We start from the raw sequence: 23208 nt of genomic DNA, 5'->3' as shown, positions 1-23208 counted from the left end.
AAGTATGAAACTTTAGGTAAATGCTCTTATAGATATTGTAGCACATCAATGAAGAAAGGGTGAGCAGAATGACATTTAGATTGGATGCTTTTGTAGCAAAAATACAATCTCCCATTATCTTTGTCGCTGATGGGGTCGAGAGTTCATTTGAATCCGGCAAAGATTTAGCAATTTACGATTTTTCAAAACGGTATACAGTAAAGTCGCTGTATACCAAAGACGGTAAAATAGTAATCGAAGCAGAAGAAATGAAAGTAAACGTGCCGTTCAACTATGCAGGTGAAGCGGCATTATCATAAGTAAAGGAAGTAACCCGACAATGGAAATCAAACCTTTTGAAAAGAAGATATGGCTGTCATCTCCTACGATGCACGGTAACGAGCTGAAATGGGTACAAGACGCCTTTGAAAAGAACTGGATCACAACAGCAGGCGATAATGTGAACGCAATCGAATCTGAGATCTCTGCGATGCTCTCACAGAAGTATGCTGTTGGGCTGTCCTGCGGTACTGCGGCGCTTCACCTTGCGTTAAAAGCGGCAGGCGAAAAGATATATGGAATGCCGAAGCCCGGTACACACGTTTTGTCTGGACACAGAGTTGCAACATCTGATATGACATTTGCAGCGACCTGTGAACCGATCTTTTATGAGGGCGGCGAAGCGGTTTTCATTGATTCCGAACGTGATACATGGAACATGAGTCCCGAAAGTTTGGAGAATGCGTTTGCTTTATATCCAGACATTAGAATTGTAGTCCTTGCACATTTATACGGTACTCCTGCGAAAATCAATGAGATCAAAGCTATTTGCGATAAGCACGGTGCGATTCTTATTGAAGATGCAGCTGAAAGTCTCGGCGCTACATATAGAAATGCTGACGGAGAGTGGGTGCAGACAGGCAGTTCTTCTTACTCCTGCATTAGTTTCAATGGCAATAAGATCATTACGGGTTCATCAGGTGGTATGTTCCTGACTGACAGCAAAGAAATCGCTGACAAGGTTCGTAAATGGTCTACGCAGAGCCGTGAAGCTGCTCCGTGGTATGAACATGAGGAACTTGGCTTTAATTATCGTATTTCCAACATTATCGCCGGAATTGTGCGTGGGCAGCTTGAAAACGGTCTCTCTGAGCATATTGAAGCAAAGAGGCGTATATACGAAAGGTATAAGGCTGGATTTAAAGGATTGCCCGTAACAATGAATCCATACGATGAAGAAAACTCCGTCCCGAACTTTTGGCTGTCATGTATGCTGATAGACGAAAATGCAATGTGCAGACAGTTAAGAAGCGGCAGAGAAGCCCTTTATATCCATGAAAAAGGCAAGACTTGCCCGACTGAAATACTTGAAACTCTTGCTAAATACAATGCAGAGGGCAGACCGATTTGGAAGCCCATGCATATGCAGCCTTTTTACAGTAGTTTCCCGTTCATCACAGCACAGGGCAATGGCAGAGCAAGAAGCAATGCGTACATTGCTGATAATGGCTGTGTCGATGTAGGTGCAGATATTTTCAACAGAGGTCTGTGCCTGCCGTCTGATAACAAGATGACGGAAGAAGAACAGGATATTATTATTCAGATCATCAGAAGCTGCTTTGAATGAGAGCTAAACATATCAGAACTGCATTATTCATCGTCAGTGTAGGCTTTATTCTTTGGGAAACGATTCTTTCACGTCAAAGTTCAGGCATCCACCAAACGGAAATGAGGTTAATGTGGGGCTTGCAGGAAATGATAGCAGGAAACCCGAATTGGAAACAATATGCGTTGTATTGGATCGAAAATGTTTTATTGTTCATTCCATTTGGATTTCTGTTTCCAAAGAATACCCTCCGTTTGGCGATGATCTCAGGCTTCTTGCTTTCAATGGGAATCGAGGCGGTGCAGTATTTTGGTTGTCTTGGTCTATGCGAGCTTGACGATGTGATCTGTAACACGCTCGGTTCACTTGCAGGATTCCTGCTCGCAATGGTGGTACAAAGAATGGTGTCAATTATCAAAGAGAAGAAATCTAATTAAATCGGGAGTTACTATGAATGAATAAGTACATAAAAAATGGCTTAAAGATAGTAGGCTGTATTTCGGCTCTTGCGGCGGTTGCAGGCGGTATCGCTTTCATCGGTGAGAGAATTGATGAACTGAAAAACTATGGCAAAGAACTTCGGCATAAGCCCTATGGTGTCTATGAGAGGTTTATTAAAAGACCGCTGGACTGCTTTTTGAGTACGGGGGCATTGATAGTTTTTAGCCCGATTCTTCTTGTGTTGACAGTTGTTGGTGCAGTAAAGATGAATGGAAATCCTTTCTTTACTCAGGAACGTCCGGGCAGGGACGAAAAGACATTCAGGCTAATTAAATTCAGAACAATGACCAATGAGCGTGATCCGCTGACAGGAGAACTTTTACCGGATGAGATACGCTTAAACAACAAGTGGGGAAAGTTTATCAGAACAGCATCACTTGACGAGCTGCCCTCGCTTATAAATCTGGTAAAAGGAGATATGGCTGTTATCGGACCTCGCCCATTGCTTGTAAAGTATCTTCCTTTATATAATGAAGAACAAAAGCATAGACATGATGTTCGTCCGGGACTAACGGGTCTTGCTCAGGCAAATGGCAGAAATGCTATAAGCTGGGAGCAGAAATTTGAATATGATACTGAATATGTTAAGAAAATCACTTTCAAGAGTGACTTGGCTATCTTGATGAAAACTGTTGTAACTACGCTTAAGCATGAGGGTATAAATCAAGAGGGGCAGGCTACGATGGAAGAATTCAAAGGATCCGGGATAAACGTATGAAACTGACGATAATTGGTGCATCAGGTCATGGAAAAGTAGTTGCAGACATTGCAAAGCTCCGTGGTTACGATGAGATTGAATTTCTTGACGATGATGAAAATTTGACACAATGTGGCTGTTATTCGGTTGTTGGCAAAACTGATAAGGCTCTTGAGATTGATAATGATGTATTTATCGGGATCGGCAATGCTTCGATCAGAAAAAGATTTCAGGAACAGCTTAGAAATAAATCATTAGTAACACTTATTCACCCAGATGCTGTAATTGCTGATGATGTGAATATAGGAATTGGCACAGTTATTATGGCTGGTGCAGTTATCAATTCGGGAGCGAAAATCGGGAAATGTGTTATCATAAACACTTGTAGTTCGGTCGATCATGATTGTGTTGTTGATGATTTTGCCCATGTTGCTGTTGGTGCGCATCTGTGCGGTACTGTGAATGTTGGCGAATCTACATGGATCGGCGCTGGGGCAACAGTAAGCAACAATGTAAATGTCTGCGAAAACTGTATGATAGGTGCAGGAGCAGTGGTCATAAAAGATATTGAGGAGGAAGGCACATATATTGGTGTGCCGGTAAGAAAGTACAGATGAAAAAGGTTTTGATCTTGGCTAATAATGATGTGGGGTTGTACCAGTTCAGACAGGAACTCATATCGGAGCTTTTGAAAAAGAACAAGGTTTATATATCGCTGCCGTATGGCGAAATGGTTGAGCCGCTAAAAAAAATGGGCTGCAAGTTTATTAATAATCCTTTCTTGGAACGTCATGGAACCAATCCTTTTCATGATTTGAATCTTTTGGACTATTATAAGAATACATTAAAGAAACTTAATCCGGATGTTGTTCTTACATATACAATCAAGTGTAATGTTTATGGCGGTATGGCTTGTTCAGTACTGAATATTCCTTATGTCGTTAACGTTACTGGTCTTGGCACCGCAATTGAAAACAGCGGAGTAATGCAGAAGATAGCATTATTGCTTTATAGAATTGGATTACGGAAGGCTCAAAAGGTTTTCTTTCAGAACACAGAAAATAGGGACTTTATGCTAAAACACCATGTGGTTAAAGGTATGTATGACATGCTCCCCGGCTCAGGTGTTAATCTTGAGAGATTTCCTGTCAGAGATTATCCATCTGATGAAAACGGAGTTGTCAGATTTGCTTTCATTAGCCGTATTATGAAAGAAAAAGGCATAGATTACTATCTTTTTGCCGCAAAAGCTATCAAGAGAAAGTATCCAAATGCGGAATTTCATATCTGCGGGTTCTGTGAAGCGGAGTATGAGGGCAAGTTGAACGAATACAACGATAATGGTACTGTGATCTATCATGGCATGATCCATGATGTTGCGGAGTTCCTTAATGATATTCACTGTGTTGTTCACCCAACATATTACCCCGAGGGACTTAGTAACGTACTGCTTGAAGCCTGCGCTTCGGGCAGACCTATTATCACAACTGACAGATCGGGCTGTCGAGAAGTCGTTGATGATGGAGTGAACGGGTATATGATCCCCTGTCGGAATGGTAAGAAGCTGATCGAGGCAGTGGACAAGTTCATGAGACTCCAAAATGAGGAGAGAAAACAGATGGGCTTGGCAGGACGAACTAAAGTTCAGAGGGAATTTGATCGGCAGATCGTTGTTCAGAAGTATGTTGATGAGGTTGAGAAGGCGTAATGGATTATAAGAAAATAATTAAAAATCGAAAAACTCGGTTTCTAATTCTCAAATTGCTTGGATTTGTGCCAGATAGCATAATACTTAAACTTCAATATAGGATAAAACTTGGACGTTCTCTCAATTTGAAACATCCAAAAAGATTCACGGAAAAGTTGCAGTGGTATAAGATCAACTACCGAAACCCTGTCATGCATAAATGCGTAGATAAGTATGGTGTCAGAAAATATGTAGAGAGTAAAGGACTTGGCGACATTCTTGTAAAACTGTATGGACATTATAAGACAATTAATGATGTCCCTTTTTCATCGCTTCCAAATAGTTTTGTCATCAAAACAACTCATGGCGGTGGTGGATTAAATGTAGTTGTCGTTCCTGACAAGTCAAAACTTGATACTCATGAGTTGAAACAAAAGCTATCATTTAGTGAGGATAGAGTTGACAATAACGGTGGAGGAAGAGAATGGGCTTATTATGGCTTAAGAACCGGTATTGTTGTAGAACAGCTTCTCGTGAACAGTCAGAATCCCGAAGCAGGAGTTAATGATTACAAGATATTTTGCTATAATGGTCATGCAAAATACATAATTGTTGATGTAGATCGGTATATTGGGCATAAACGTAATTTCTATGATAGAGAATGGAATAATCTCCACATTACAAGCGATTGTCCAGCTTCTGACAGAGAGATTGAAAAGCCTGAAAGACTTGAAGAGATGCTTAGAATAGCAGAAAAACTATCAGAAGACTTTCCTTATGTGCGTGTTGATCTTTATTGTGTTGATGGAAAAGTGTATTTTGGAGAGTTGACGTTTTATCCTTGGAGTGGTTATGTTCAGTTTACTCCAGATAAGTTCGATTTTGAATTAGGTAAACAATTCCAATTACCTAATAAAAACAAAGGATGAATTAGAATGAAATTAGCATTTATTTTTGATACCTGTTTTAAGAGATACCAGAATCACTTTTATTCGGTCAATTTAACTCAGGAGTTGTTCAATAGCAGATATCTACCATATTTTGATGAGATCATTGTTATCGGACGATATGAAGATGCTGATTTCGCAACTGTAAATAAGATGGTACAGTCTGACATGAAGCAGGTGAAATTCAAGTGTATAAAGAACACTTCACGACTTCATCGCATAACAAGAATCGACATTGAAGAAAGTTATATAGAAAAAGTACTGCGCTCCTGCGATGCAGCGATATGTCGTGGATGGTGGGGAACCAAAGCGTGCCGAAAAACAGGCACCCCCTATATGATGGAGGTTATCACTGATGCTTGGGATTCTTTATGGAATCACAGCACATTAGGTAAACTGGTAGCATTCCCGTATTATGAATTGCAAAAAAAAGCTATAAAGCAATCAGATTACGTTTTGTATGTAACAGAAAAATACTTACAAAGCAGATACCCCACTAACGGTAAGAGCCTAGGCTGTTCAGATGTAGTAATCGAAGATCTTTCACAGGATATTTTGGATAAGCGTATCAAAAAAATAGAATCTCACAACGGCAATTATATTATAGGAACTACCGCAGCTGTTAACATAAAATATAAGGGACAGGAATTTGTGATCAAAGCATTAGGTATATTAAAGAAAAAAGGTATTACAAATTTTGAGTATCATCTTGCCGGAAACGGAGATAACACTCGCTTGAAAGAAATTGCTCAAAAAGTCGGTGTTGAAGATCAGGTTAAGTTCCTTGGTGGTATTCCTCATGACAAGATCAGTGAGTGGCTTGATTCGATAGACATCTACATACAGCCGAGCAGAACAGAGGGCCTTCCGAGGGCGCTTGTAGAAGCTCAGAGCAGAGCTTTACCTTGCTTGGGTTCTAACGCCGGAGGAATCCCGGAATTGTTAGATAGATCATGTATCTGTGATAAGCATATTGATATGTCTAAACCTATAGCGAACTGGCTTCTCTCGCTTACCAAGGAAAAGCAGATCAGAGATGCAAAGAAAAATTTTCAGAAGGCAAAACTGTATCAAAAGGATGTTCTTGATAGTAAACGCAACAAATTTTATGAGAAATTCAAAGAGTTTGCGAAAGGATATAAAAAGAATCAATGAAAAGAATTGCATTCATTACACAGTCGCTTGAAGGCGGCGGTCAGGAACGAGTAACTGCTACCCTTGTGAATGGACTATGTGAAAAAGATGACTATAAGGTATATCTTATTACAGGCAAAGCATCCGAGAACGAATATTCGGTAAATGATAAGGTTACTCGTATACCAGTATTTAATGGAAATCTGGTGAAAGATGTTATCAGTCTTAGGGCAGTATTAAAGAAAAAGAGAATTGATGTTGCTGTTGCTATGGGCATATATGCTAATTTTGTCGGGTGCATGAGTAACATTTTCCAGAAAACAAAAATTATTATATCCGAGCGAAACGATCCAGTTCATGACCGACTTTCAAATAAAAGCAAGTTTTTTCGTTTTCTATTCTATAGATTTGCTGATGGATATGTTTTTCAGACCGAACAAGCCCGATCTTTCTACTCTAAAAGCATACAGCGCAAAGGGGTTATAATTCCAAACCCGTTAAAAGAAGGAATACCTTACAAAAGTGATGTATGCAACAAAGAAATAGTAGCAGTTGGTCGCCTTATGCCTCAAAAAAACTACCCAAATCTTATAAAGGCATTTTCAATTGTATCAAAGAAGCACCCGGATTATATCCTGCGAATTTTTGGCAAGGGTGAATGCGAGAATGATCTGAAAATGCTTTGCAAAAAGCTTAATGTAGCTGATAAAGTGATTTTTGAAGGGTTCTGTAATAATGTGCATGAACAAATCAAAGATTCTCAGATTTTTGTAATGTCATCAGATTTTGAAGGTATGCCAAATGCTTTAATGGAAGCGATGGCTATGGGATTTCCTGTTGTATCGACAGATTGTCCTTGTGGTGGACCGGCAAGTTTGATACGGAACAATGAAAATGGAATACTTGTTGAGGTAAATAATTACAATGATTTAGCTTCAGCAATATGTAAACTAATCGATAATTCTGAATTTAGAAAACATTTAGCAGTACATGCTCAAACACTAAAAGAGAAATATTCAATAAGTTTGATTATGGATAAATGGAGAACACTAATAGGATGAATTATAAATGCTAAAAATAATAGATTTGATAAGTGCGATTTGTGGGAGTATCTTTTGCATCAAATCCTTAAAAATGTTTAAATATAATAGGTATAATGTACTTAGTATATGTAATCTTCTGTTTTTTTTGATTCAAATAGTACCTATGTATTTGCAAATTGTTTTTGGAGTTGGCAGCGAAATCAACAAAAGAACGACTGGGCTTTTATATGATGCTTTACTAGATACAAAAGTTGATTTGATATACTGCGGTTTTATAGTAATTGTTCCAATAATGTTATATTATTTCTCTCTTAAGATTCCACATGTAGATCATTCAAAAGAATTTAAAACTTTATTTGACAGACTGAAAAAAAATGTATATTTAAAACTCTTAGTTTTTTTAGGGATGTTCATTAATGTTCCTTTTGTGTTATTATCACCTAATCCAACAGTGTATTTAGATTTTGCGCGTTTTCTAGGAAGTAATGACATCAATAATATAGAATATTTATATTATTCCCAAATAGTTGCAAAAGCTAATATTGTTGCCTTTTTTTGCATCATATTTTTTTATATGCTTAACAACATATCAAGTTATAACTTAAGTGTTGCAATTGCATTATTTTTGATGACTTGGATAAATGGAAAAAGAACACTCATCCTTTTTGCGCTTATAGGTATTATTGCGATTGATTTGGTAGTAAAGAAAAAAGAAACAAAAAAAATAATTAGAAAAGCACTACTATTTTTATTATTAGAACTAGCTTATTTTCTTATATATAGAAACATAACTGGAAAAGACAGTTCTAGTGATTTTTACAGCCTATATACACTATATTTTTCAAGAATGGCGAATGTTAAATTATCTATTTATGAGTTGCTTGATAATAGAAATATGTTGGATTATCCATTTCAGACTATTCTTTATGATTTGTTTTGGTTTGTACCTAGGCACATTTGGCAATCCAAACCATATATGTATGTAAAATACCATACTGCCTATGCGTTCAATATGAAACCCTTGGAACTTCCATGGAACTTTCAAGTCAACATTTGGGCTGAGATGATTTCTAATATGGGATTCGTTGCACCTTTTATATGCGTATACGTTATGTATGTTATTGCTAATAAAATAGAAAAAAGCAAGAACATTTTTGCGTATCTGTTCGGCATGGCTTTTTTATGTATTTATTCTATGTTTGGATTTGAAGGAATTGTAAGTATGCTCTTTAGTGCTATGGTATTCTTTATTTTATGTGAAAAATTTAGTAATCAGAGGGTAAGATGATAATATGAACGTAAAAATAAGACAAATATTTTTAAGGATGTTGCCAGACAGAATATATCTTCCTTTGTTATACAAAAAACAAATAGGGAATAAACTCAATTTAAAATCTCCAGCGACTTTCAATGAAAAACTACAATGGCTAAAACTTTACGACCGTAAACCTGAATATACAATAATGGTTGATAAGTACGCTGTAAAGAAGTATGTAGCGAATATTATTGGTAAGGAGTATATTATCCCCACGCTCGGGGTTTGGGATAACCCTGATGAGATTTGTTTCGATACCCTTCCTCATCAATTTGTCTTAAAATGCACGCACAACTCTGGTCTTGGAATGTATATTTGTCGAAACAAATCCAAAATTGATGAGAAAGCTATTAAAGATGAATTGAGAAAAGGACTTGCACAGAATTATTACCTTACTGCCAGAGAATGGCCGTACAAAAATGTACATCGTCGTATTATTGCTGAAAAGTATATGGAGGATTCAGGTACAACGGAATTAAACGACTATAAGTTTATGTGCTTTAACGGAAATGTGCGCTGCACCTTTGTTTGTTCGGACCGTTCTGAGAATCTGAAAGTAACTTTTTATGATAAACAATGGAAACGGATGCCGTTTGAAAGACATTATCCTGCAAGCAAGGTAGATATTCCTAAACCAAAAAACTATGATAAAATGGTTGAGCTTGCTGAGATTTTGTCAAAGGACATACCATTTGTTAGAGTGGATTTTTATGAGATCAACGGACATATATATTTCGGCGAATTGACATTTTATCCGGGTGCAGGTTTGGAAGAATTCACTCCTTCTAAGTGGGACAAGATACTTGGTGATTGGATAGTTTTGCCTAAGAAATGAGCGTGATATATTGGGTAATTCCAGAGGAAAGAAATTAGCATTAAATACCATTACATCGTTACTGTTACAGCTTACCACAATTATCAGTGGCTTTATTGTGCCACGACTTATCCTCGGAGCATTTGGCTCAGATGTAAATGGTCTTGTAAATTCAATATCACAATTCTTAGGTGTGATTACACTTTTGGATCTGGGTGTTGGCGCTGTTGTACAATCATCATTATATAGGCCATTAGCAGAAAATGATAAAGATTCCATTAGTAGAATTTATGTTTCGGCAAGCAAGTTCTTTAAGCGCCTTGCGTTGATATTGCTTGGATATGTTGTCATTCTATTGATTGTATATCCTTTAGTCATCAATAGAGATTTTGACTATTGGTTCTCTGCAACACTGATCGGAGCTATCTGTATCAGTTCATTTTCGCAGTATTATTTTGGCATTGTGAATAGTCTGTTATTGAATGCCGACCAGAAAGGATACATACAGTATTCGGCTCAGATTATTACCATTATCTTGAACACGATTGCGTGCGCTATACTGATTTATCTCGGCGGCTCTATACAGATGGTAAGGCTGACCACATCGCTAATTTTCTTGCTGCGACCATTATATTTAGTTTGGTATGTCAAAAAGCATTACAATATTGATAGAAAAATCTCTTATTCGGAAGAACCTATCAAACAAAAATGGAATGGTATGGCACAGCATTTTGCCGCATATGTTTTGGGCGGAACTGATAATATTGTTCTTACTTTGTTCTCAACACTTGCAAATGTGTCGATCTATTCCGTTTATAACATAGTGATCATTGGCGTAAAAAATGCGCTTCTTTCTATGACAAATGGATTTCAGTCCCTTATCGGCGAAATGCTCGCAAAAAAGGAATTAGAAAAGCTAAAGAACTTCTTTGGCTACGTTGAATGGATCCTTCATACAGGCACAACTCTTATTTTTGGATGTACCGGAGTTCTTCTGGTTTCATTTGTGAGAGTATATACTAACGGAATTGATGATGCTGATTATATTCAACCTTTTTTTGCCATTTTGATTACAATTGCAAATGCAGGTCATTGTCTTAGGCTGCCATATAATATTCTGATACTTGCAGCAGGTCACTATAAGCAAACGCAGAGTAATTATAATATCGCAATGATAATGAACATCGTTATCTCCATAGCTACGGTAAAGTTATGGGGACTTGTCGGTGTTGCTATCGGTACATTAGTTGCTATGATATATCAAACCGTCTGGATGGCATGGTATGATTCTAAAAATATCATCAACTGGCCTTTTAAGGGTTTCCTGAAACAATGTGGAGTTGATGTTTTAACCGTGCTTCTGGCAAGTTTGGCTACTTTTAAAATACCCCTGCTTTCAGTCTCTTATCAGGCATGGCTGTTACAAGCAATTGAAGTATTCATTTGCTGGCTGATAATAGTTATGATTATAAATTATATCTTTTACAGAGAAAAGTGTTCTTACCTACTCAAAAAAACTATAAGAAAATTTTCAAGGTCGTGAAATAATGAAAAAAAATATTGTAACCGGAGCAGCCGGCTTTATCGGATCAAATCTCGTAACCAAACTATTCAGTATTCTTGACGGAGCGTGTATCATCGGTCTTGATAACATGAACGATTACTACGATGTATCTCTCAAAGAATACCGTTTATCACAGATCGAACAGACACAAGCCAAAAGCAAATGTTCGTTCAAATTTATCAGGGGCGATTTAGCGGACAAGGAGCTTATTGATAAGCTGTTCAATGAGTACAAGCCCGACATCGTGGTCAACCTTGCAGCACAGGCAGGAGTGCGCTATTCTATCGAGAACCCCGATGCCTACATAAACTCCAATATCATCGGCTTTTACAATATCCTTGAAGCCTGCCGTCATTATCCTGTTGAGCATTTGATTTACGCAAGTTCTTCAAGTGTTTACGGCGGCAATAAGAAAGTGCCGTTCAGCACCGATGATATGGTAGACCACCCTGTGTCGCTCTATGCTGCAACTAAGAAAAGCAATGAACTTCTCGCCCATGCTTATTCAAAGCTCTACAATATCCCCACAACAGGACTGCGTTTCTTCACAGTCTACGGTTCGGCTGGTCGCCCCGATATGGCTTACTTTGGATTCACAAATAAGTTGGTGAACGGCGAAACGATCAAGATCTACAATTACGGAAACTGTAAGCGTGATTTCACCTATGTTGACGATATTGTTGAGGGCATCATGCGTGTGATGCAGTGTCCACCAGAGAAGAAAAATGGTGATGACGGGCTTCCGATACCGCCATATGCGCTCTACAATATAGGCGGCGGTAGACCAGAAAACTTGCTTGATTTTGTTCAGATACTTAGTGAGGAGCTTGTCCGTGCGGGGGTTCTTCCTGCTGATTATGATTTTGAAGCACACAAGGAGCTTGTTCCTATGCAGCCGGGCGATGTGCCTGTTACCTATGCCGATTCCTCGGCTTTAGAGCGTGACTTTGGTTTTAAGCCAACAATTGATCTTAGAACAGGTCTGCGAAAAATTGCAGAATGGTACAAAGAATACTATTAAGGAGTGGATCATTAATGGGAATTAAAAGGCTGTTAAAAGATTTCTTCGTTGGTAATCAAACTTCAGAACACATTTGGAATATTAGGCAAAAGGCACAATGTTCACCAAGGTTTATCCGATATATATATTTATTTACCAAAAATATCTGACCAAATATAATTCCTTTTTTCCTCTCTCAACAAAGGTATCATCAATGCCGATTTTCCCACACGGCTTAAATGGAATATTTATATCTCAGGGAGCCGAATTAGGCAAAGATTGTGTCATCTTTCATCAAGTTACAATAGGATCAAATACATTAGTTGATAGTAAAGGGCAAGGAGCGCCAACTATTGGAGATAATGTATATATAGGTGCGGGAGCAAAAATTATTGGGAAAGTTACGATTGGTAACAATGTTAGGATAGGAGCTAATTGTGTGGTAACAAAAGATGTTCCAGATAATACAACTGTTGTATCAGCTCCAATTCGGTTTATTGAAAAAACCGAGAAGATGAATAACATATTTGTAAAATATTAAAGAAAGGCGTTAAGTATGAAAATTTCAGTAGCAGGAACAGGATATGTAGGTCTATCCCTCGCCGTTCTGCTTGCACAGCATAATGAAGTTACGGCAGTAGATATTATTCCAGAAAAAGTTGACCTGATAAACAACAAAAAATCTCCCATTCAGGACGATTACATAGAAAAATATCTTACCGAAAAAGAGCTTGATCTGACCGCTACCCTTGATGCCGAATCTGCATATAAAAATGCCGATTTTGTGATCGTAGCAGCCCCAACAAATTATGATAGCAAGAAGAATTTCTTTGACACAAGTGCCGTTGAAGCAGTCATAGAGCTTGTGATGAAGTATAATTCAAATGCGATCATTGTTATCAAGTCAACGATTCCCGTTGGGTATACGAAGTCCGTTCGTGAAAAGTTCGGTTCAAAGAATATCATCTTTAGCCCCGAATTTCTCCGTGAAAGCAAGGCACTTTATGATAATCTCTATCCGAGCAGAATCATCGTTGGCACGGATATGGAAGATGAGCGATTATTACAGGCTGCTCACAAGTTTGCAGAGCTTTTACAGCAGGGCGCAATCAAAGAGGATATTGATACTCTGTTCATGGGTTTCACCGAAGCCGAAGCAGTAAAACTGTTCGCCAATACATATCTTGCTCTCCGTGTCAGCTACTTCAACGGGCTGGACACCTATGCCGAGCTGAAAGGTCTTGACACACAGGCAATCATCAACGGTGTTTGTCTCGATCCGAGAATCGGTACTCATTACAATAACCCGTCCTTTGGTTATGGCGGTTACTGTCTGCCAAAAGACACAAAACAGCTTCTTGCAAATTATGAAGATGTACCACAGGATATGATGACGGCAATCGTGCAGTCTAACCGCACACGAAAAGACTTCATCGCTGACAGAGTGCTTGAAATGGCAGGTTATTATTCTGCAAACAGCACATGGGATTCTGCAAATGAAAAATCAGTGGTTATTGGAGTATATAGGCTTACGATGAAGTCAAATAGCGATAATTTCCGTCAGAGTTCAATTCAGGGCGTTATGAAACGTATCAAGGCTAAAGGTGCAACAGTCATCATTTATGAGCCGACACTCAAAGACGGCGAGACATTTTTCGGCAGTCTTGTTGTGAATGATCTTGAAAAGTTCAAGACTCAGTCGGCGGCGATTATTGCAAACCGTTATGATAGCTGTCTTGATGATGTAGCGGACAAGGTTTACACAAGGGATATTTTCAGAAGAGATTAACTGTTAAAGCACCTTTCGGGGTGCTTTATTCAAAGGAGCGTGAGATCATGCCAATGCACCTATTCGAGCATAACAAAACCGCATACGAAGCTGCCGTCCGTATGCTTACAGAACGTGGCAAAGCTGCCGTGATCCACCCCACCGGAACAGGCAAGAGCTTCATTGGCTTCAAGCTCTGCGAGGACAATCCCGACAAAACTATCTGCTGGCTCTCGCCGTCAAGATATATCTATCAGACTCAGCTTGAAAACCTTGCTGAAACATCGGACGGTTATCAGCCGGAGAACGTGAAGTTCTACACCTACGCAAAGTTGATGAATGTGACAGAGGACGAAATAGCCGCAATCAAGCCCGACTACATAATCCTTGACGAGTTTCACCGCTGCGGTGCAGAGCTTTGGGGTGCAGGCGTTGATGCTGTTTTGAAAGCATATCCGAATGTGCCTGTCCTCGGTCTGTCTGCAACGGCTATCCGCTATCTCGACAACCAACGTGCTATGACGGACGAGTTGTTTGACGGAAATGTTGCATCTGAAATGACGCTGGGTGAAGCTATCGTGCGTGGGATACTCGCTCCGCCTAAGTATATCCTATCAATATTTTCATATCAGCAAGACCTTGAAAAATATGAAAAGCGTGTACGCACCGCAAAAAGCAAAGCCACAAGAGATGCCGCCGAAAAGGTGCTTGAAGCACTCCGCAGAGCGCTTGATAAGGCTGAAAATCTTGATATTCTGTTCGACAAGCACATGGAGGACAGAACGGGTAAATACATAGTTTTCTGCGCAAATTTTGACCACATGACCGATATGATGAACAAGGCAAAAGAGTGGTTCAGAAAGGTCGATAAGAAGCCACATATTTACTCGGTCTATTCCGATGATCCGACCGCAAGCAAATCTTTTGCGGACTTCAAGGCGGATAATGATCCAAAACATTTGAAACTACTGTACTGCATTGATGCGCTCAATGAGGGTGTCCACGTTCCCGATGTTTCGGGGGTTATTTTGCTGCGCCCGACTATATCCCCCATAATCTATAAACAGCAGATCGGTCGTGCGCTGTCCGCTTCAAAGTCGAAAAATCCTGTCATTTTTGATATTGTCAACAACATCGAGAACCTTTACAGCATTGATGCGATAGAGGAAGAAATGCAGGTCGCTATCCAGTATTACCGTTCTCACGGCGGTGAGGGATTTGTTGTCAATGAGACATTTGAACTTGTTGACAAGGTTGCCGACTGCAAATCGCTTTTCGACGAGTTAGAAGGTACTCTTTCCGCAAGCTGGGATATTATGTTCGAGCAGGCGAAGAAGTATTATGATGAACATGGTGACTTAGAGGTGCCGAGACGATATATGACCGAGGAGGGCTACTCTCTCGGAATGTGGCTGCAAACCCAGCGCCGAGTATATAAGGGAGAGGTCAACGGCAATCTCACACAGGTGCAGATCGACAGGCTGAATGAGCTTGGTATGCGCTGGGAGTCGGCAAGCGATGTGGCTTGGGAAAAATACTATTCCGCCGCAAAGACGTACTATGAAAAGCATGGTGATCTGCTTATTCCGGCTCAGTTCAAAGACGAAAATAATGTGGAGCTTGGCAGTTGGATCGCACGTCTGCGTGTATATAACAACAGCGGTATCAAGCAGAAGTATCTTAGTGCGGAGCGTATAGAAGCACTTGAAAAGATAGGCATGGTCTGGAACGTTCCAGATTATCTGTGGGAAGAAAACTTCGCTGCTGCTGTCCGTTATCATCGGGAGCATGGAGAGCTGAATGTACCTGTGAGCTATGTTGACAGTGAGGGCATGAAACTCGGTTTGTGGCTCTCACAGATGCGCTCATGCAGGAGGACGGGCGGAGGAAATTATCGAGAATTGACAGAAGAACAGATTGCACGCCTCGATACACTTGGCATGGTTTGGGATACAAAGCACGAAAAGCAATGGAATGATGCGTTTCAGGCTCTCTGCGAGTATCATGCAAAAAATGGTACATTTGATATACCTGCAGCTTATCAAACGGAATCGGGTATCAGGCTGGGGGCATGGATTCGCCGTCAGCAATATTTTTATGCGAATGGCAGGCTTTCAGATGAGCATATAACCAGACTTCGTAAGATAGGCTTTGTACTTGAAAAGCCCAATCCGTGGGAGGAGAAATATCAGCTTGCTAAGGCATATTTTGAGGAACACGGTGATTTGAATGTCCCGTCGCAGTATGTGGTGAACGGCGTGTGGCTTGCCAAATGGCTCAATGAACAGAAGCTGATCGCAGAGGGTAAGCGGAAGAAAAAGCATTCTCCCGAACAGCTTGCAAAACTCGAAGCAATCGGTCTGCGGTACGGTTCAACATACTATGAAGAACAATGGCAGGAGCGTTATGAGATCGCAAAAGCGTATTATGAAAAGCATGGCGACCTGAAAGTGCCTTATGCTTACTGTGAGGGAGATTTTCCACTTGGAAATTGGCTCTCAAAGCAAAAAAGCCAGTACCGTGACGGAAGTATGCCCGATGAACACTATACGCTTTTATCAGCTATCGGCATGGAGTGGGAAACTGCCTTAGAAGAACGTGTGCGCAGCTCCTATGCACAGGGGTTTCAGCACCTTGAAGCGTTTATTGCTGAACACGGTGTCGATGCCCTTACAGGTGCAGTTATCTGTGAGGACGGTTACAGGCTCGGCAGTTGGTTTGCTAACTGCAAAACAAAATACCGCAATGGCAAGATGCCAAAAAAGCATATCTTGCATTTTGAAAAACTTGGCGTACAGCTTGAAAAGTCTGATGCATGGGAGGAACGTTTTCGGGAGGTAAAGGCATATCTTGAAAAGAACGATACTACCTATGTTCCGAAAGGTACATACAGCGAAAGTGGCTATGACCTGTTTTCTTGGGTAAGCGATCAGCGCAGAGCCTATAAAAAAGGCAAGCTCTCTGCGGAGCAGATGAAAAAACTTGATGAGATCGGTTATCCGTTCCTGAAAGACAAGAAAGCAAAGCAGGAGCAGAGGAAAAAGAAGTGGTTTGAAACTGCTGTGATCGTAATGGAATATGTGCAGTCACACTCACCTGACGCTCTGAATGATGAAACGGAATATCATGAAATTCGTGTTAAGCAATGGCTTGAAAATCAGCGTTCAAGCCTTAGATTGGGTAAAATCAAAGACAGTGAGCAGATTGATTTTCTGCAAAAAATGCTTGACCTCAGTTTGCTTGCAAAAAGATCGCATTGGGAGATCATGTATGAAGCTGCCGTGCAATTCTTTGAGGAACATGGCGTTGATGCAGATGTTCCTGATGATTATGAAGTATCTGAGGGCAATCTGAAAGCATGGCTCACTACCGAGAAAGCTGCTGTCAAAGGCAGCAATAGGGTATCCCGTACTCCCGAACAGCTCGAAATGCTTGCTAAGATCGGCATCACACCGGATATGAAAACTGTTCAGGAGAAAAAATGGGACAGGCAGTTTGAACGGTTAAGAGAATTTGTCGCTGAAAAAGGTAGAATGCCATATTATTCCGCAAGAAGAAAAGATGAATACCCCATTGCGGTATGGCTGAACAATCAGAAGAATAAGGCTAAACAAGGTCTGCTGTCCGAAGAACAGTTGCAAAAACTGCGTGAAGTCGGTGCGGCAGTATAAATTGTACGATCACATACGGAGGATAAAATGGCAAACAAAAAGGATCCAAGTAGAAACAACAAAGAGTTCATGATCCGTGTCCGTGTGACGAACGAGGAACATGAAAAGTTTATAAAAAGGGCAAAGGAAAACGGCTATCGGACTGTCAGTGAGTTTATACGTTCGCTGATCGCCGACGAGCCGGAAGTACCCGCAGCTAAAAATGCAATATTATGAGCGAACGCTGGCAGCAGAATTTTGATGAGGTATGTGCTTACATAAAAGAGCATAACTGCGAGATCTCGGATATTCCGTATGATGTAATGACTTCAAACGGTATCACCATGCAGAACTGGATCAAGGAACAGCACCTTACCTACTGCGGCAGGACTGCCCGAACAATGACAGCCGAACGCCGAAAAATACTTGATAAGATCGGGATCGCTGATTATCGAAATATTTATGATAATGAATTCTATAAAGCCCTCGCCGATGTAAAACAGTATTTTGAAGAAAGCGGAAATGATAAAATCAAAAAAGATGTGACATTCGGCAAAACAACGGGCATAGACCTGTATGCGTGGGTGAGGATCCAGCGGCGAAAATACAAATCCGGCAAGCTGAAACAGCGTTATCTTCAATGGATACAGCAAGCCGACCTGATGTTTATTCTTGAAAAACCGTTTGACATCGGATATCGTCACGCACTTGAATTTCGGCGCACATACGGTGATCTGCAAATGCCGGTTGCTTATGTCTGTGAGGACGGTTTTCGGCTCGGTAAATGGTGCGTAGCGATGCGTGACAGGCGCAAAAGAGGGCAGGCACAGGAAATGCAGATAGAAAAGCTCGATGCGCTGGGCTTTGACTGGAGTATAAATTACGAAAAACGTGAAATGAAGCTCTTTCCGAATGTCCTTGTCATGTCAAAGCTACAAACCGAATTTGAGGACAAAAACGGTCTTGCCCATGCAGAGCAGTATTTCAGCAAACACGGGAATATTGATGTTCCCAAAGGTCATATTTGTGCCGACGGCTTTCCCCTCGGAAGGTGGCTGGAAGTCCTTAAATTCCGTTATCGCAGCAGCGGCTTTTCCTCTGAAATAACCGATAAACTGAAAGAAATGGACTTTAATTGGAACATTATCGACACACAGCGCTTGTCTGGACAGGATAAAACAGGTATCGCCTGTGCATTGGAGTATTACTCCTATTATCATCACCTGAATGTCTCCGAAAGCTACGCAAAAGGCGATTTTTCGCTGGGTGAATGGCTTGCAGATGTCCGCAAAAGATATAGCGGCGGAACGCTTCCGGCAGAGGTCATCTGCAAACTGCAAGAGATGTATTTCATTTGGGACAGCTCGGATATAAACTGGTACTATAATTTTGATGAGTGCAGATCATTCATCAGATCACACCCCGCTACGCCTGTGCCGTCAGACCTTGTTTCATCATCGGGAACGGTGCTTAACGTGTGGTACCGGAACAATCACCGGGCGTATGAGGACGGCAAATTAAACCTGGCAAGGGCAAAACTGTTTTCGGAGATCGCCGTATCTTCCGAGCAGATGCAGAAAAACAATGCAAGGCTGCTGTGGGACAAGCACCTGAATGACGTAGTGCGGTATCTTGAACAGCACTCGGAATATACGATATGGAATTTTCCACCACGCATTGCAGGACAGCATATCTCCAATATATCGGCATGGCTCAAAGCTCAGATCAAGGAATACTTCTCGGAGGACTGTGACCTTGATGAACAGCAGCGTGAAAAGCTCCGTCAGCTTGGCATAGACGAAGGAAACCAAAATAGTAGTGTCAGAAAAGAGAACACCAAAAAATGGTACGAAAACTGCCTGAAGCTGAAAGCGTTTTACGAAGAACACGGTCATATTGACTTTCCAGAGGAATATCATGAGCTGCGGAAATGGTTTTTGGCACAGCGTGGCGCTATAAAACGAGGGGCATTCTCTCAGAAGCGTATAGATTTTCTTACGGAAAACGGCATAATCGACCTGTTTAAACAGCCCTTGCGAGGCAATACGGTCAAACTTGAAGTAACCGTTACAAAGGAGCAGTTTGACGAGCTTATGCAAAAGGTCGAACAGGAAGGCTGCACTAATATCAGCGAATACCTGATAAAGCTGGCGAAATTGTAACAGGGCAACTTTGATTCCAGTACTGGGTTCAAAGTTGGTATGATTTATATATCACAGGTTGTTCTGAACGGTCAACTGCTGATTGATGAAAATTTCAAAATTACGTCCACGCAAATCAATTTTTAAAAATCATATGATAATATTTGTTGATTTTGTAGGGGCGCACCTGCGTGTGCGCCCGCAGGTAACTTATGAAATAGCGTATAAAAATACGCCGTCATAAGAATCATACGCCTGTACAGAACTTTATCTTTCATCTTTATTTAGACCCCATGAACGAAGCGAACACATTATTTCTTATCTCTTATCTCTTATTTCTTATTTTTAAAAATTGATTTGCGTTGGAATAGAGGCGAGTATACAAGCGGTCACAGTTTCATGGAATAACTCCAGCTTCCCATGGACCTGCCACCGTATCCGAACCGTCTTTCATCGAATAGGTTAAAACCGTTTTTCTCGTAAAACCTGCGGTTGATGTCGGAATTGGTAAAAAGAGAGAGTGTCTCACCGCCTGCATTTTTTGCGTAAGGGATAAGGTATTCATTCAAAAAGCGGCTCCCGATACCATGACCCTCCTCAGACTTTGCAACGGTCAGAAGGCTCAGATACCAGTTGTTTCCTGCAAGTTCATGGCATGGTGCTGAAGCCGCTCTATCCATATCGACCCATGCGTTCACCGCCATTATGCCGCCCCTGAACATTGCGCTTAAATAGCCCGACCTTATGTAATCGAGATCGGAGGCTCTTTTGAAATCGGGCGTACACAACTGTGCAACGGCAACTATCCGTCCGTTTTCCCGTGCCGTAACGAAACGTGTCTCGGCGCTGTTCGCATTTGCCCTGAACTCGCACTTTATCAAAGCGTCAAGAAACCGCTCCCGGCGCTTATCATCCGGAACAAAAATGCTGAAATATTCATAGCCGTAAAATGCTTGTGAGGCAAGCAAAGCGCAGGAGACTAATTCATTTTGCGTCATTTTTCTGTAATCAAGCATTCTGATGCACCTCACTGACATATCATTTGACCGTTAAATTATAGCATATTATTTCCAATGTGTCAATAATCCAGCCGATTTTGCAGCAGATCTCATAATTCATGTTAAGACGCACTTGACAATTTCTCATTTTTGTGGTACAATCCTTTCGCTGGTTTAATGGTTTTGCAATTATATTATACCACAAAAAGAAGAGCTTGGCACTACCTTTCAGGTCTGTGCCAGGCTCTTTTTCTTTGTTGGGGCTGCAACAGCCCCTACGCTTTAAACACATATCCTACTATTTCCATCTGTATAATATTCGGCTATTTCTGTATCTCAATCACAAATTTCCCCTCAACGATTTTCAGTTTCAAGGTCTTGACATACCGATTGCAGAAATTCTCCATTTCCTTCATGGTAGCGGTCACTCTTGTGGCTTCGTATATCTTGTGGGTAAGGTCCAGCGGGTTCTCACCGACAAGCAAGGGCAAATGCTTTTCAAGCTCCGCAAAAAGGACAGCTCGCTTCATGTCCTCCGTTCCTGCGGTGCAGAAATCATCTATCGCACAGTAATAGATGCCGTGCTGTGCGAGGGCGTTCTTGATCGCCGTTCCGCACTTCTCGTATTCGTACATAACAAGAAGCTTCGCTTTCGGCAGGCTCTCGATGAGTCCCCAAAAGTCGGAATCACTCGACACAATGATAAATGATGTGATGCCGTCACGATAGAAGTCCGTGACTACGCTTGCGGTCATTCTAACGTTTACAAGGGACTTCCTGTCCGTCACTCGGTTGATTTCAATATAATTTTCTGAAGTCTGCTCTCACCGATGCCCTTGATACAAGCTAAATCGGCTTTGAGGTTATCATAGTCAATGCTCTGAGCCTGTGCATCATTATATCCCTGCTGATACACGTTTTTTACGAAGTTGTCCATAGTGGCTCTGTCCATTGACTTGATCTTGTATAATGCTCGGTCAATAGTTGGTTGGTTTTCCATTGCACTCACCTACAATCTGCTCTATAAGTCAATTATAGCACGAACGGCGGTATATAGCAATGAAGGATACTTTGAATAAGGTTTACTAATTGACTTTTTCGGGGCGGTTTGGTATAATAAGTAATAGCTTTATCAATTCACATTTATCTTTGTAGAGGTGATATTATGAAAAAATATGGAACAATCGCTAAATTAGGAAATACAGACATAAATATATACTCTGATGGCAATGGAGATCTTACGATCATATTCATGGCAGGTTCTGGAGTTGGATGTCCAGGATTGGAGTATAAGCCTATATATAGGAGAATGTCTGACAAGTATCGTATAGCAGTTATTGAAAAAGCAGGCTATGGTTTAAGCAGTAAAGCTGTAACTGAAAGAACAGTCGAAAATCTTGTTGAGGAAAGCAGGGCTGCATTAAAGGCTTTGCATATTGAACCGCCATATATTCTCGCTCCGCATTCATATTCAGGATTTGAAGCAATATGGTGGGCGAATACATATCCTGATGAAGTTAAAGCTGTTCTTAGTATTGATATGGGATTCCCAAATATGATGAAAGCAATGTCAGAGAAAATCCCTCTTGAAAAGAAAAAAGCGATGGTCGCAAAGACGAGAAAACTTATGCAGAAGATCGCAAAGCGAGGCTTTCTTGATAGAATTCTTAGGAATCGTACTGTAAATGCCTCCGGACTTCTGACTGGAAATGAACTTTCGGACGAAGAGAAAAAGACCTATGAGGAAGTATATTATAAGAACATAGCAAGTGAAGCAGTATTTGAGGAATCCATACTTGCTGAAAAAAACGCAAAAAAAGCTGAAAGTACCGGATATTTGAAATGTCCGTCTTGTTTCATTGTCAGCAATATGAAGTCGGTTGTGAAAACTCTTTCATGGCAGCAAGCAGCTAAAGATTATGCAGAACACTGCAATGCAGAGATTCACATCATAGATGAAGATCATATGATGTATACCAAGATCCCTGATAAAATGGTTAGTATCTTCAAATCTTTTTTAGAAAAGAACAATCTATACCCCAAAAAACACGGATAACCGTCCTCATCAGACGGCTATCCGTTTCTTATTCCGCATACCCACAATCCGTAACTGTCAGCTCGGTATGTTCGCTGTCCTGCGGATCGTAAATATCATATATCACTGAACTGCACCCCATTGACTTGCAAAACTCTGTTGCCTTGCTCAGAAAATCAGACGGTATCTCGGTTTGAGTGCCGTCATTTTTTATAAGCATAACTTCGCTTTTCCGCAAGTCCTCTATAAAATCTTCACTCGTCATCATCATTCACCTCAACACGTTCCTCGCCCTCGCTGGTTTCAAGGGTTACTGAGTGGGTATAGAT

The 23208-nt window shown here is 40.7% G+C and carries 23 protein-coding genes; 19 read left to right on the top strand and 4 right to left on the bottom strand.

All coding sequences use genetic code 11. The features are described from left to right. The first annotated feature begins 68 nt into the window (after window positions 1-68). The 18 genes from CUS_RS01830 (at window position 69) to CUS_RS01745 (ending at window position 19867) form a co-directional block, all read left to right on the top strand. On the top strand, window positions 69-299 hold the full coding sequence (locus CUS_RS01830) for a hypothetical protein (RefSeq protein ID WP_037276071.1): 231 nt from the start codon (window positions 69-71) through the stop codon (window positions 297-299). Between the two features lie 20 nt (window positions 300-319). Beyond that, window positions 320-1606: a DegT/DnrJ/EryC1/StrS family aminotransferase gene (locus CUS_RS01825; RefSeq protein ID WP_002847188.1), complete on the top strand. Its 1287-nt coding sequence runs from the start codon at window positions 320-322 to the stop codon at window positions 1604-1606. Next, window positions 1603-2022, top strand: a complete 420-nt coding sequence (locus CUS_RS18420) for a VanZ family protein (protein WP_050792197.1) — start codon at window positions 1603-1605, stop codon at window positions 2020-2022. The genes CUS_RS01825 and CUS_RS18420 overlap by 4 nt, the downstream gene beginning before the upstream one ends. Window positions 2023-2039: 17 nt before the next feature. Further along, on the top strand, window positions 2040-2804 hold the full coding sequence (locus CUS_RS01815) for a sugar transferase (RefSeq protein ID WP_002847185.1): 765 nt from the start codon (window positions 2040-2042) through the stop codon (window positions 2802-2804). Then, window positions 2801-3400, top strand: coding sequence for an acetyltransferase (locus CUS_RS01810; RefSeq protein WP_002847196.1), 600 nt, complete (start codon window positions 2801-2803; stop codon window positions 3398-3400). The genes CUS_RS01815 and CUS_RS01810 overlap by 4 nt, the downstream gene beginning before the upstream one ends. Next, the gene (locus CUS_RS01805) at window positions 3397-4491 is read left to right on the top strand and encodes a glycosyltransferase family 4 protein (RefSeq protein ID WP_002847200.1); all 1095 of its coding nucleotides are present in this window, start codon (window positions 3397-3399) and stop codon (window positions 4489-4491) included. The genes CUS_RS01810 and CUS_RS01805 overlap by 4 nt, the downstream gene beginning before the upstream one ends. Next, a complete protein-coding gene (locus tag CUS_RS01800) occupies window positions 4491-5399 on the top strand; it encodes an ATP-grasp fold amidoligase family protein (protein WP_002847183.1) in 909 nt (302 codons plus the stop codon). Before CUS_RS01805 ends, CUS_RS01800 begins: the two co-directional genes overlap by 1 nt. Window positions 5400-5405: 6 nt before the next feature. Then, on the top strand, window positions 5406-6572 hold the full coding sequence (locus CUS_RS01795) for a glycosyltransferase (RefSeq protein ID WP_002847195.1): 1167 nt from the start codon (window positions 5406-5408) through the stop codon (window positions 6570-6572). Further along, window positions 6569-7612, top strand: a complete 1044-nt coding sequence (locus tag CUS_RS01790; RefSeq protein WP_002847181.1) for a glycosyltransferase family 4 protein — start codon at window positions 6569-6571, stop codon at window positions 7610-7612. The genes CUS_RS01795 and CUS_RS01790 overlap by 4 nt, the downstream gene beginning before the upstream one ends. 7 nt (window positions 7613-7619) lie before the next feature. Then, window positions 7620-8882 (top strand): O-antigen polymerase, encoded by a 1263-nt coding sequence (locus tag CUS_RS01785; protein ID WP_002847189.1) that lies wholly within the window; start codon window positions 7620-7622, stop codon window positions 8880-8882. Window positions 8883-8886: 4 nt separating this feature from the next. Further along, window positions 8887-9744 (top strand): ATP-grasp fold amidoligase family protein, encoded by an 858-nt coding sequence (locus CUS_RS01780; protein WP_002847198.1) that lies wholly within the window; start codon window positions 8887-8889, stop codon window positions 9742-9744. Window positions 9745-9754: 10 nt separating this feature from the next. Next, on the top strand, window positions 9755-11266 hold the full coding sequence (locus CUS_RS01775) for a hypothetical protein (protein ID WP_002847187.1): 1512 nt from the start codon (window positions 9755-9757) through the stop codon (window positions 11264-11266). Between the two features lie 4 nt (window positions 11267-11270). After that, a complete protein-coding gene (locus CUS_RS01770) occupies window positions 11271-12308 on the top strand; it encodes an NAD-dependent epimerase/dehydratase family protein (protein WP_002847182.1) in 1038 nt (345 codons plus the stop codon). A gap of 97 nt (window positions 12309-12405) precedes the next feature. After that, a complete protein-coding gene (locus CUS_RS01765; protein ID WP_080559491.1) occupies window positions 12406-12828 on the top strand; it encodes a serine O-acetyltransferase in 423 nt (140 codons plus the stop codon). Window positions 12829-12843: 15 nt separating this feature from the next. After that, complete coding sequence (locus tag CUS_RS01760; RefSeq protein WP_002847192.1) at window positions 12844-14076, top strand: nucleotide sugar dehydrogenase; 1233 nt, start codon at window positions 12844-12846, stop codon at window positions 14074-14076. 47 nt (window positions 14077-14123) lie between these two features. Continuing rightward, window positions 14124-17726, top strand: a complete 3603-nt coding sequence (locus CUS_RS01755; protein WP_002847194.1) for a Helicase associated domain protein — start codon at window positions 14124-14126, stop codon at window positions 17724-17726. A 27-nt stretch (window positions 17727-17753) separates the two neighbouring features. Continuing rightward, window positions 17754-17942, top strand: coding sequence for a plasmid mobilization protein (locus tag CUS_RS01750; protein WP_002847197.1), 189 nt, complete (start codon window positions 17754-17756; stop codon window positions 17940-17942). Further along, a complete protein-coding gene (locus CUS_RS01745; protein ID WP_002847190.1) occupies window positions 17939-19867 on the top strand; it encodes a helicase associated domain-containing protein in 1929 nt (642 codons plus the stop codon). The genes CUS_RS01750 and CUS_RS01745 overlap by 4 nt, the downstream gene beginning before the upstream one ends. Before the next feature lie 368 nt (window positions 19868-20235). On the opposite strand, the gene CUS_RS18415 is transcribed toward CUS_RS01745, so the two are convergent. The 3 genes from CUS_RS18415 to CUS_RS01730 all read right to left on the bottom strand — a co-directional run bounded on the left by CUS_RS18415 (window position 20236) and on the right by CUS_RS01730 (window position 21844). Then, a complete protein-coding gene (locus tag CUS_RS18415) occupies window positions 20236-20862 on the bottom strand; it encodes a GNAT family N-acetyltransferase (RefSeq protein WP_002847186.1) in 627 nt (208 codons plus the stop codon). Between the two features lie 305 nt (window positions 20863-21167). Then, window positions 21168-21632: a hypothetical protein gene (locus CUS_RS01735; protein ID WP_227945452.1), complete on the bottom strand. Its 465-nt coding sequence runs from the start codon at window positions 21630-21632 to the stop codon at window positions 21168-21170. Further along, window positions 21629-21844 (bottom strand): hypothetical protein, encoded by a 216-nt coding sequence (locus CUS_RS01730; RefSeq protein ID WP_002847199.1) that lies wholly within the window; start codon window positions 21842-21844, stop codon window positions 21629-21631. The genes CUS_RS01735 and CUS_RS01730 overlap by 4 nt, the downstream gene beginning before the upstream one ends. Window positions 21845-22009: 165 nt before the next feature. On the opposite strand from CUS_RS01730, the gene CUS_RS01725 reads away from it, so the two are divergent. Beyond that, window positions 22010-22900 carry an alpha/beta hydrolase gene (locus CUS_RS01725; RefSeq protein ID WP_002847191.1) on the top strand — a complete coding sequence of 297 codons (891 nt, stop codon included), beginning with the start codon at window positions 22010-22012 and terminating at the stop codon, window positions 22898-22900. 28 nt (window positions 22901-22928) lie between these two features. On the opposite strand, the gene CUS_RS01720 is transcribed toward CUS_RS01725, so the two are convergent. Further along, on the bottom strand, window positions 22929-23099 hold the full coding sequence (locus tag CUS_RS01720) for a hypothetical protein (RefSeq protein ID WP_157769481.1): 171 nt from the start codon (window positions 23097-23099) through the stop codon (window positions 22929-22931). Window positions 23100-23208: the final 109 nt, after the last annotated feature.

Source organism: Hominimerdicola alba 8, assembly GCF_000178155.2.
GTDB classification, from domain to species: domain Bacteria; phylum Bacillota; class Clostridia; order Oscillospirales; family Ruminococcaceae; genus Hominimerdicola; species Hominimerdicola alba_C.
Note: the sequence above shows the minus strand (reverse complement) of the source record. Positions and strands in the feature narration are given on the sequence as shown.

Coding starts and splice junctions, on each gene's coding strand:
- CUS_RS01830 (WP_037276071.1), top strand. CDS start 69: ATGACATTTAGATTGGATGCTTTTGTAGCAAAAATACAATCTCCCATT.
- CUS_RS01825 (WP_002847188.1), top strand. CDS start 320: ATGGAAATCAAACCTTTTGAAAAGAAGATATGGCTGTCATCTCCTACG.
- CUS_RS18420 (WP_050792197.1), top strand. CDS start 1,603: ATGAGAGCTAAACATATCAGAACTGCATTATTCATCGTCAGTGTAGGC.
- CUS_RS01815 (WP_002847185.1), top strand. CDS start 2,040: ATGAATAAGTACATAAAAAATGGCTTAAAGATAGTAGGCTGTATTTCG.
- CUS_RS01810 (WP_002847196.1), top strand. CDS start 2,801: ATGAAACTGACGATAATTGGTGCATCAGGTCATGGAAAAGTAGTTGCA.
- CUS_RS01805 (WP_002847200.1), top strand. CDS start 3,397: ATGAAAAAGGTTTTGATCTTGGCTAATAATGATGTGGGGTTGTACCAG.
- CUS_RS01800 (WP_002847183.1), top strand. CDS start 4,491: ATGGATTATAAGAAAATAATTAAAAATCGAAAAACTCGGTTTCTAATT.
- CUS_RS01795 (WP_002847195.1), top strand. CDS start 5,406: ATGAAATTAGCATTTATTTTTGATACCTGTTTTAAGAGATACCAGAAT.
- CUS_RS01790 (WP_002847181.1), top strand. CDS start 6,569: ATGAAAAGAATTGCATTCATTACACAGTCGCTTGAAGGCGGCGGTCAG.
- CUS_RS01785 (WP_002847189.1), top strand. CDS start 7,620: ATGCTAAAAATAATAGATTTGATAAGTGCGATTTGTGGGAGTATCTTT.
- CUS_RS01780 (WP_002847198.1), top strand. CDS start 8,887: ATGAACGTAAAAATAAGACAAATATTTTTAAGGATGTTGCCAGACAGA.
- CUS_RS01770 (WP_002847182.1), top strand. CDS start 11,271: ATGAAAAAAAATATTGTAACCGGAGCAGCCGGCTTTATCGGATCAAAT.
- CUS_RS01765 (WP_080559491.1), top strand. CDS start 12,406: ATGTTCACCAAGGTTTATCCGATATATATATTTATTTACCAAAAATAT.
- CUS_RS01760 (WP_002847192.1), top strand. CDS start 12,844: ATGAAAATTTCAGTAGCAGGAACAGGATATGTAGGTCTATCCCTCGCC.
- CUS_RS01755 (WP_002847194.1), top strand. CDS start 14,124: ATGCCAATGCACCTATTCGAGCATAACAAAACCGCATACGAAGCTGCC.
- CUS_RS01750 (WP_002847197.1), top strand. CDS start 17,754: ATGGCAAACAAAAAGGATCCAAGTAGAAACAACAAAGAGTTCATGATC.
- CUS_RS01745 (WP_002847190.1), top strand. CDS start 17,939: ATGAGCGAACGCTGGCAGCAGAATTTTGATGAGGTATGTGCTTACATA.
- CUS_RS18415 (WP_002847186.1), bottom strand. CDS start 20,862: ATGCTTGATTACAGAAAAATGACGCAAAATGAATTAGTCTCCTGCGCT.
- CUS_RS01730 (WP_002847199.1), bottom strand. CDS start 21,844: ATGGAAAACCAACCAACTATTGACCGAGCATTATACAAGATCAAGTCA.
- CUS_RS01725 (WP_002847191.1), top strand. CDS start 22,010: ATGAAAAAATATGGAACAATCGCTAAATTAGGAAATACAGACATAAAT.
- CUS_RS01720 (WP_157769481.1), bottom strand. CDS start 23,099: ATGCTTATAAAAAATGACGGCACTCAAACCGAGATACCGTCTGATTTT.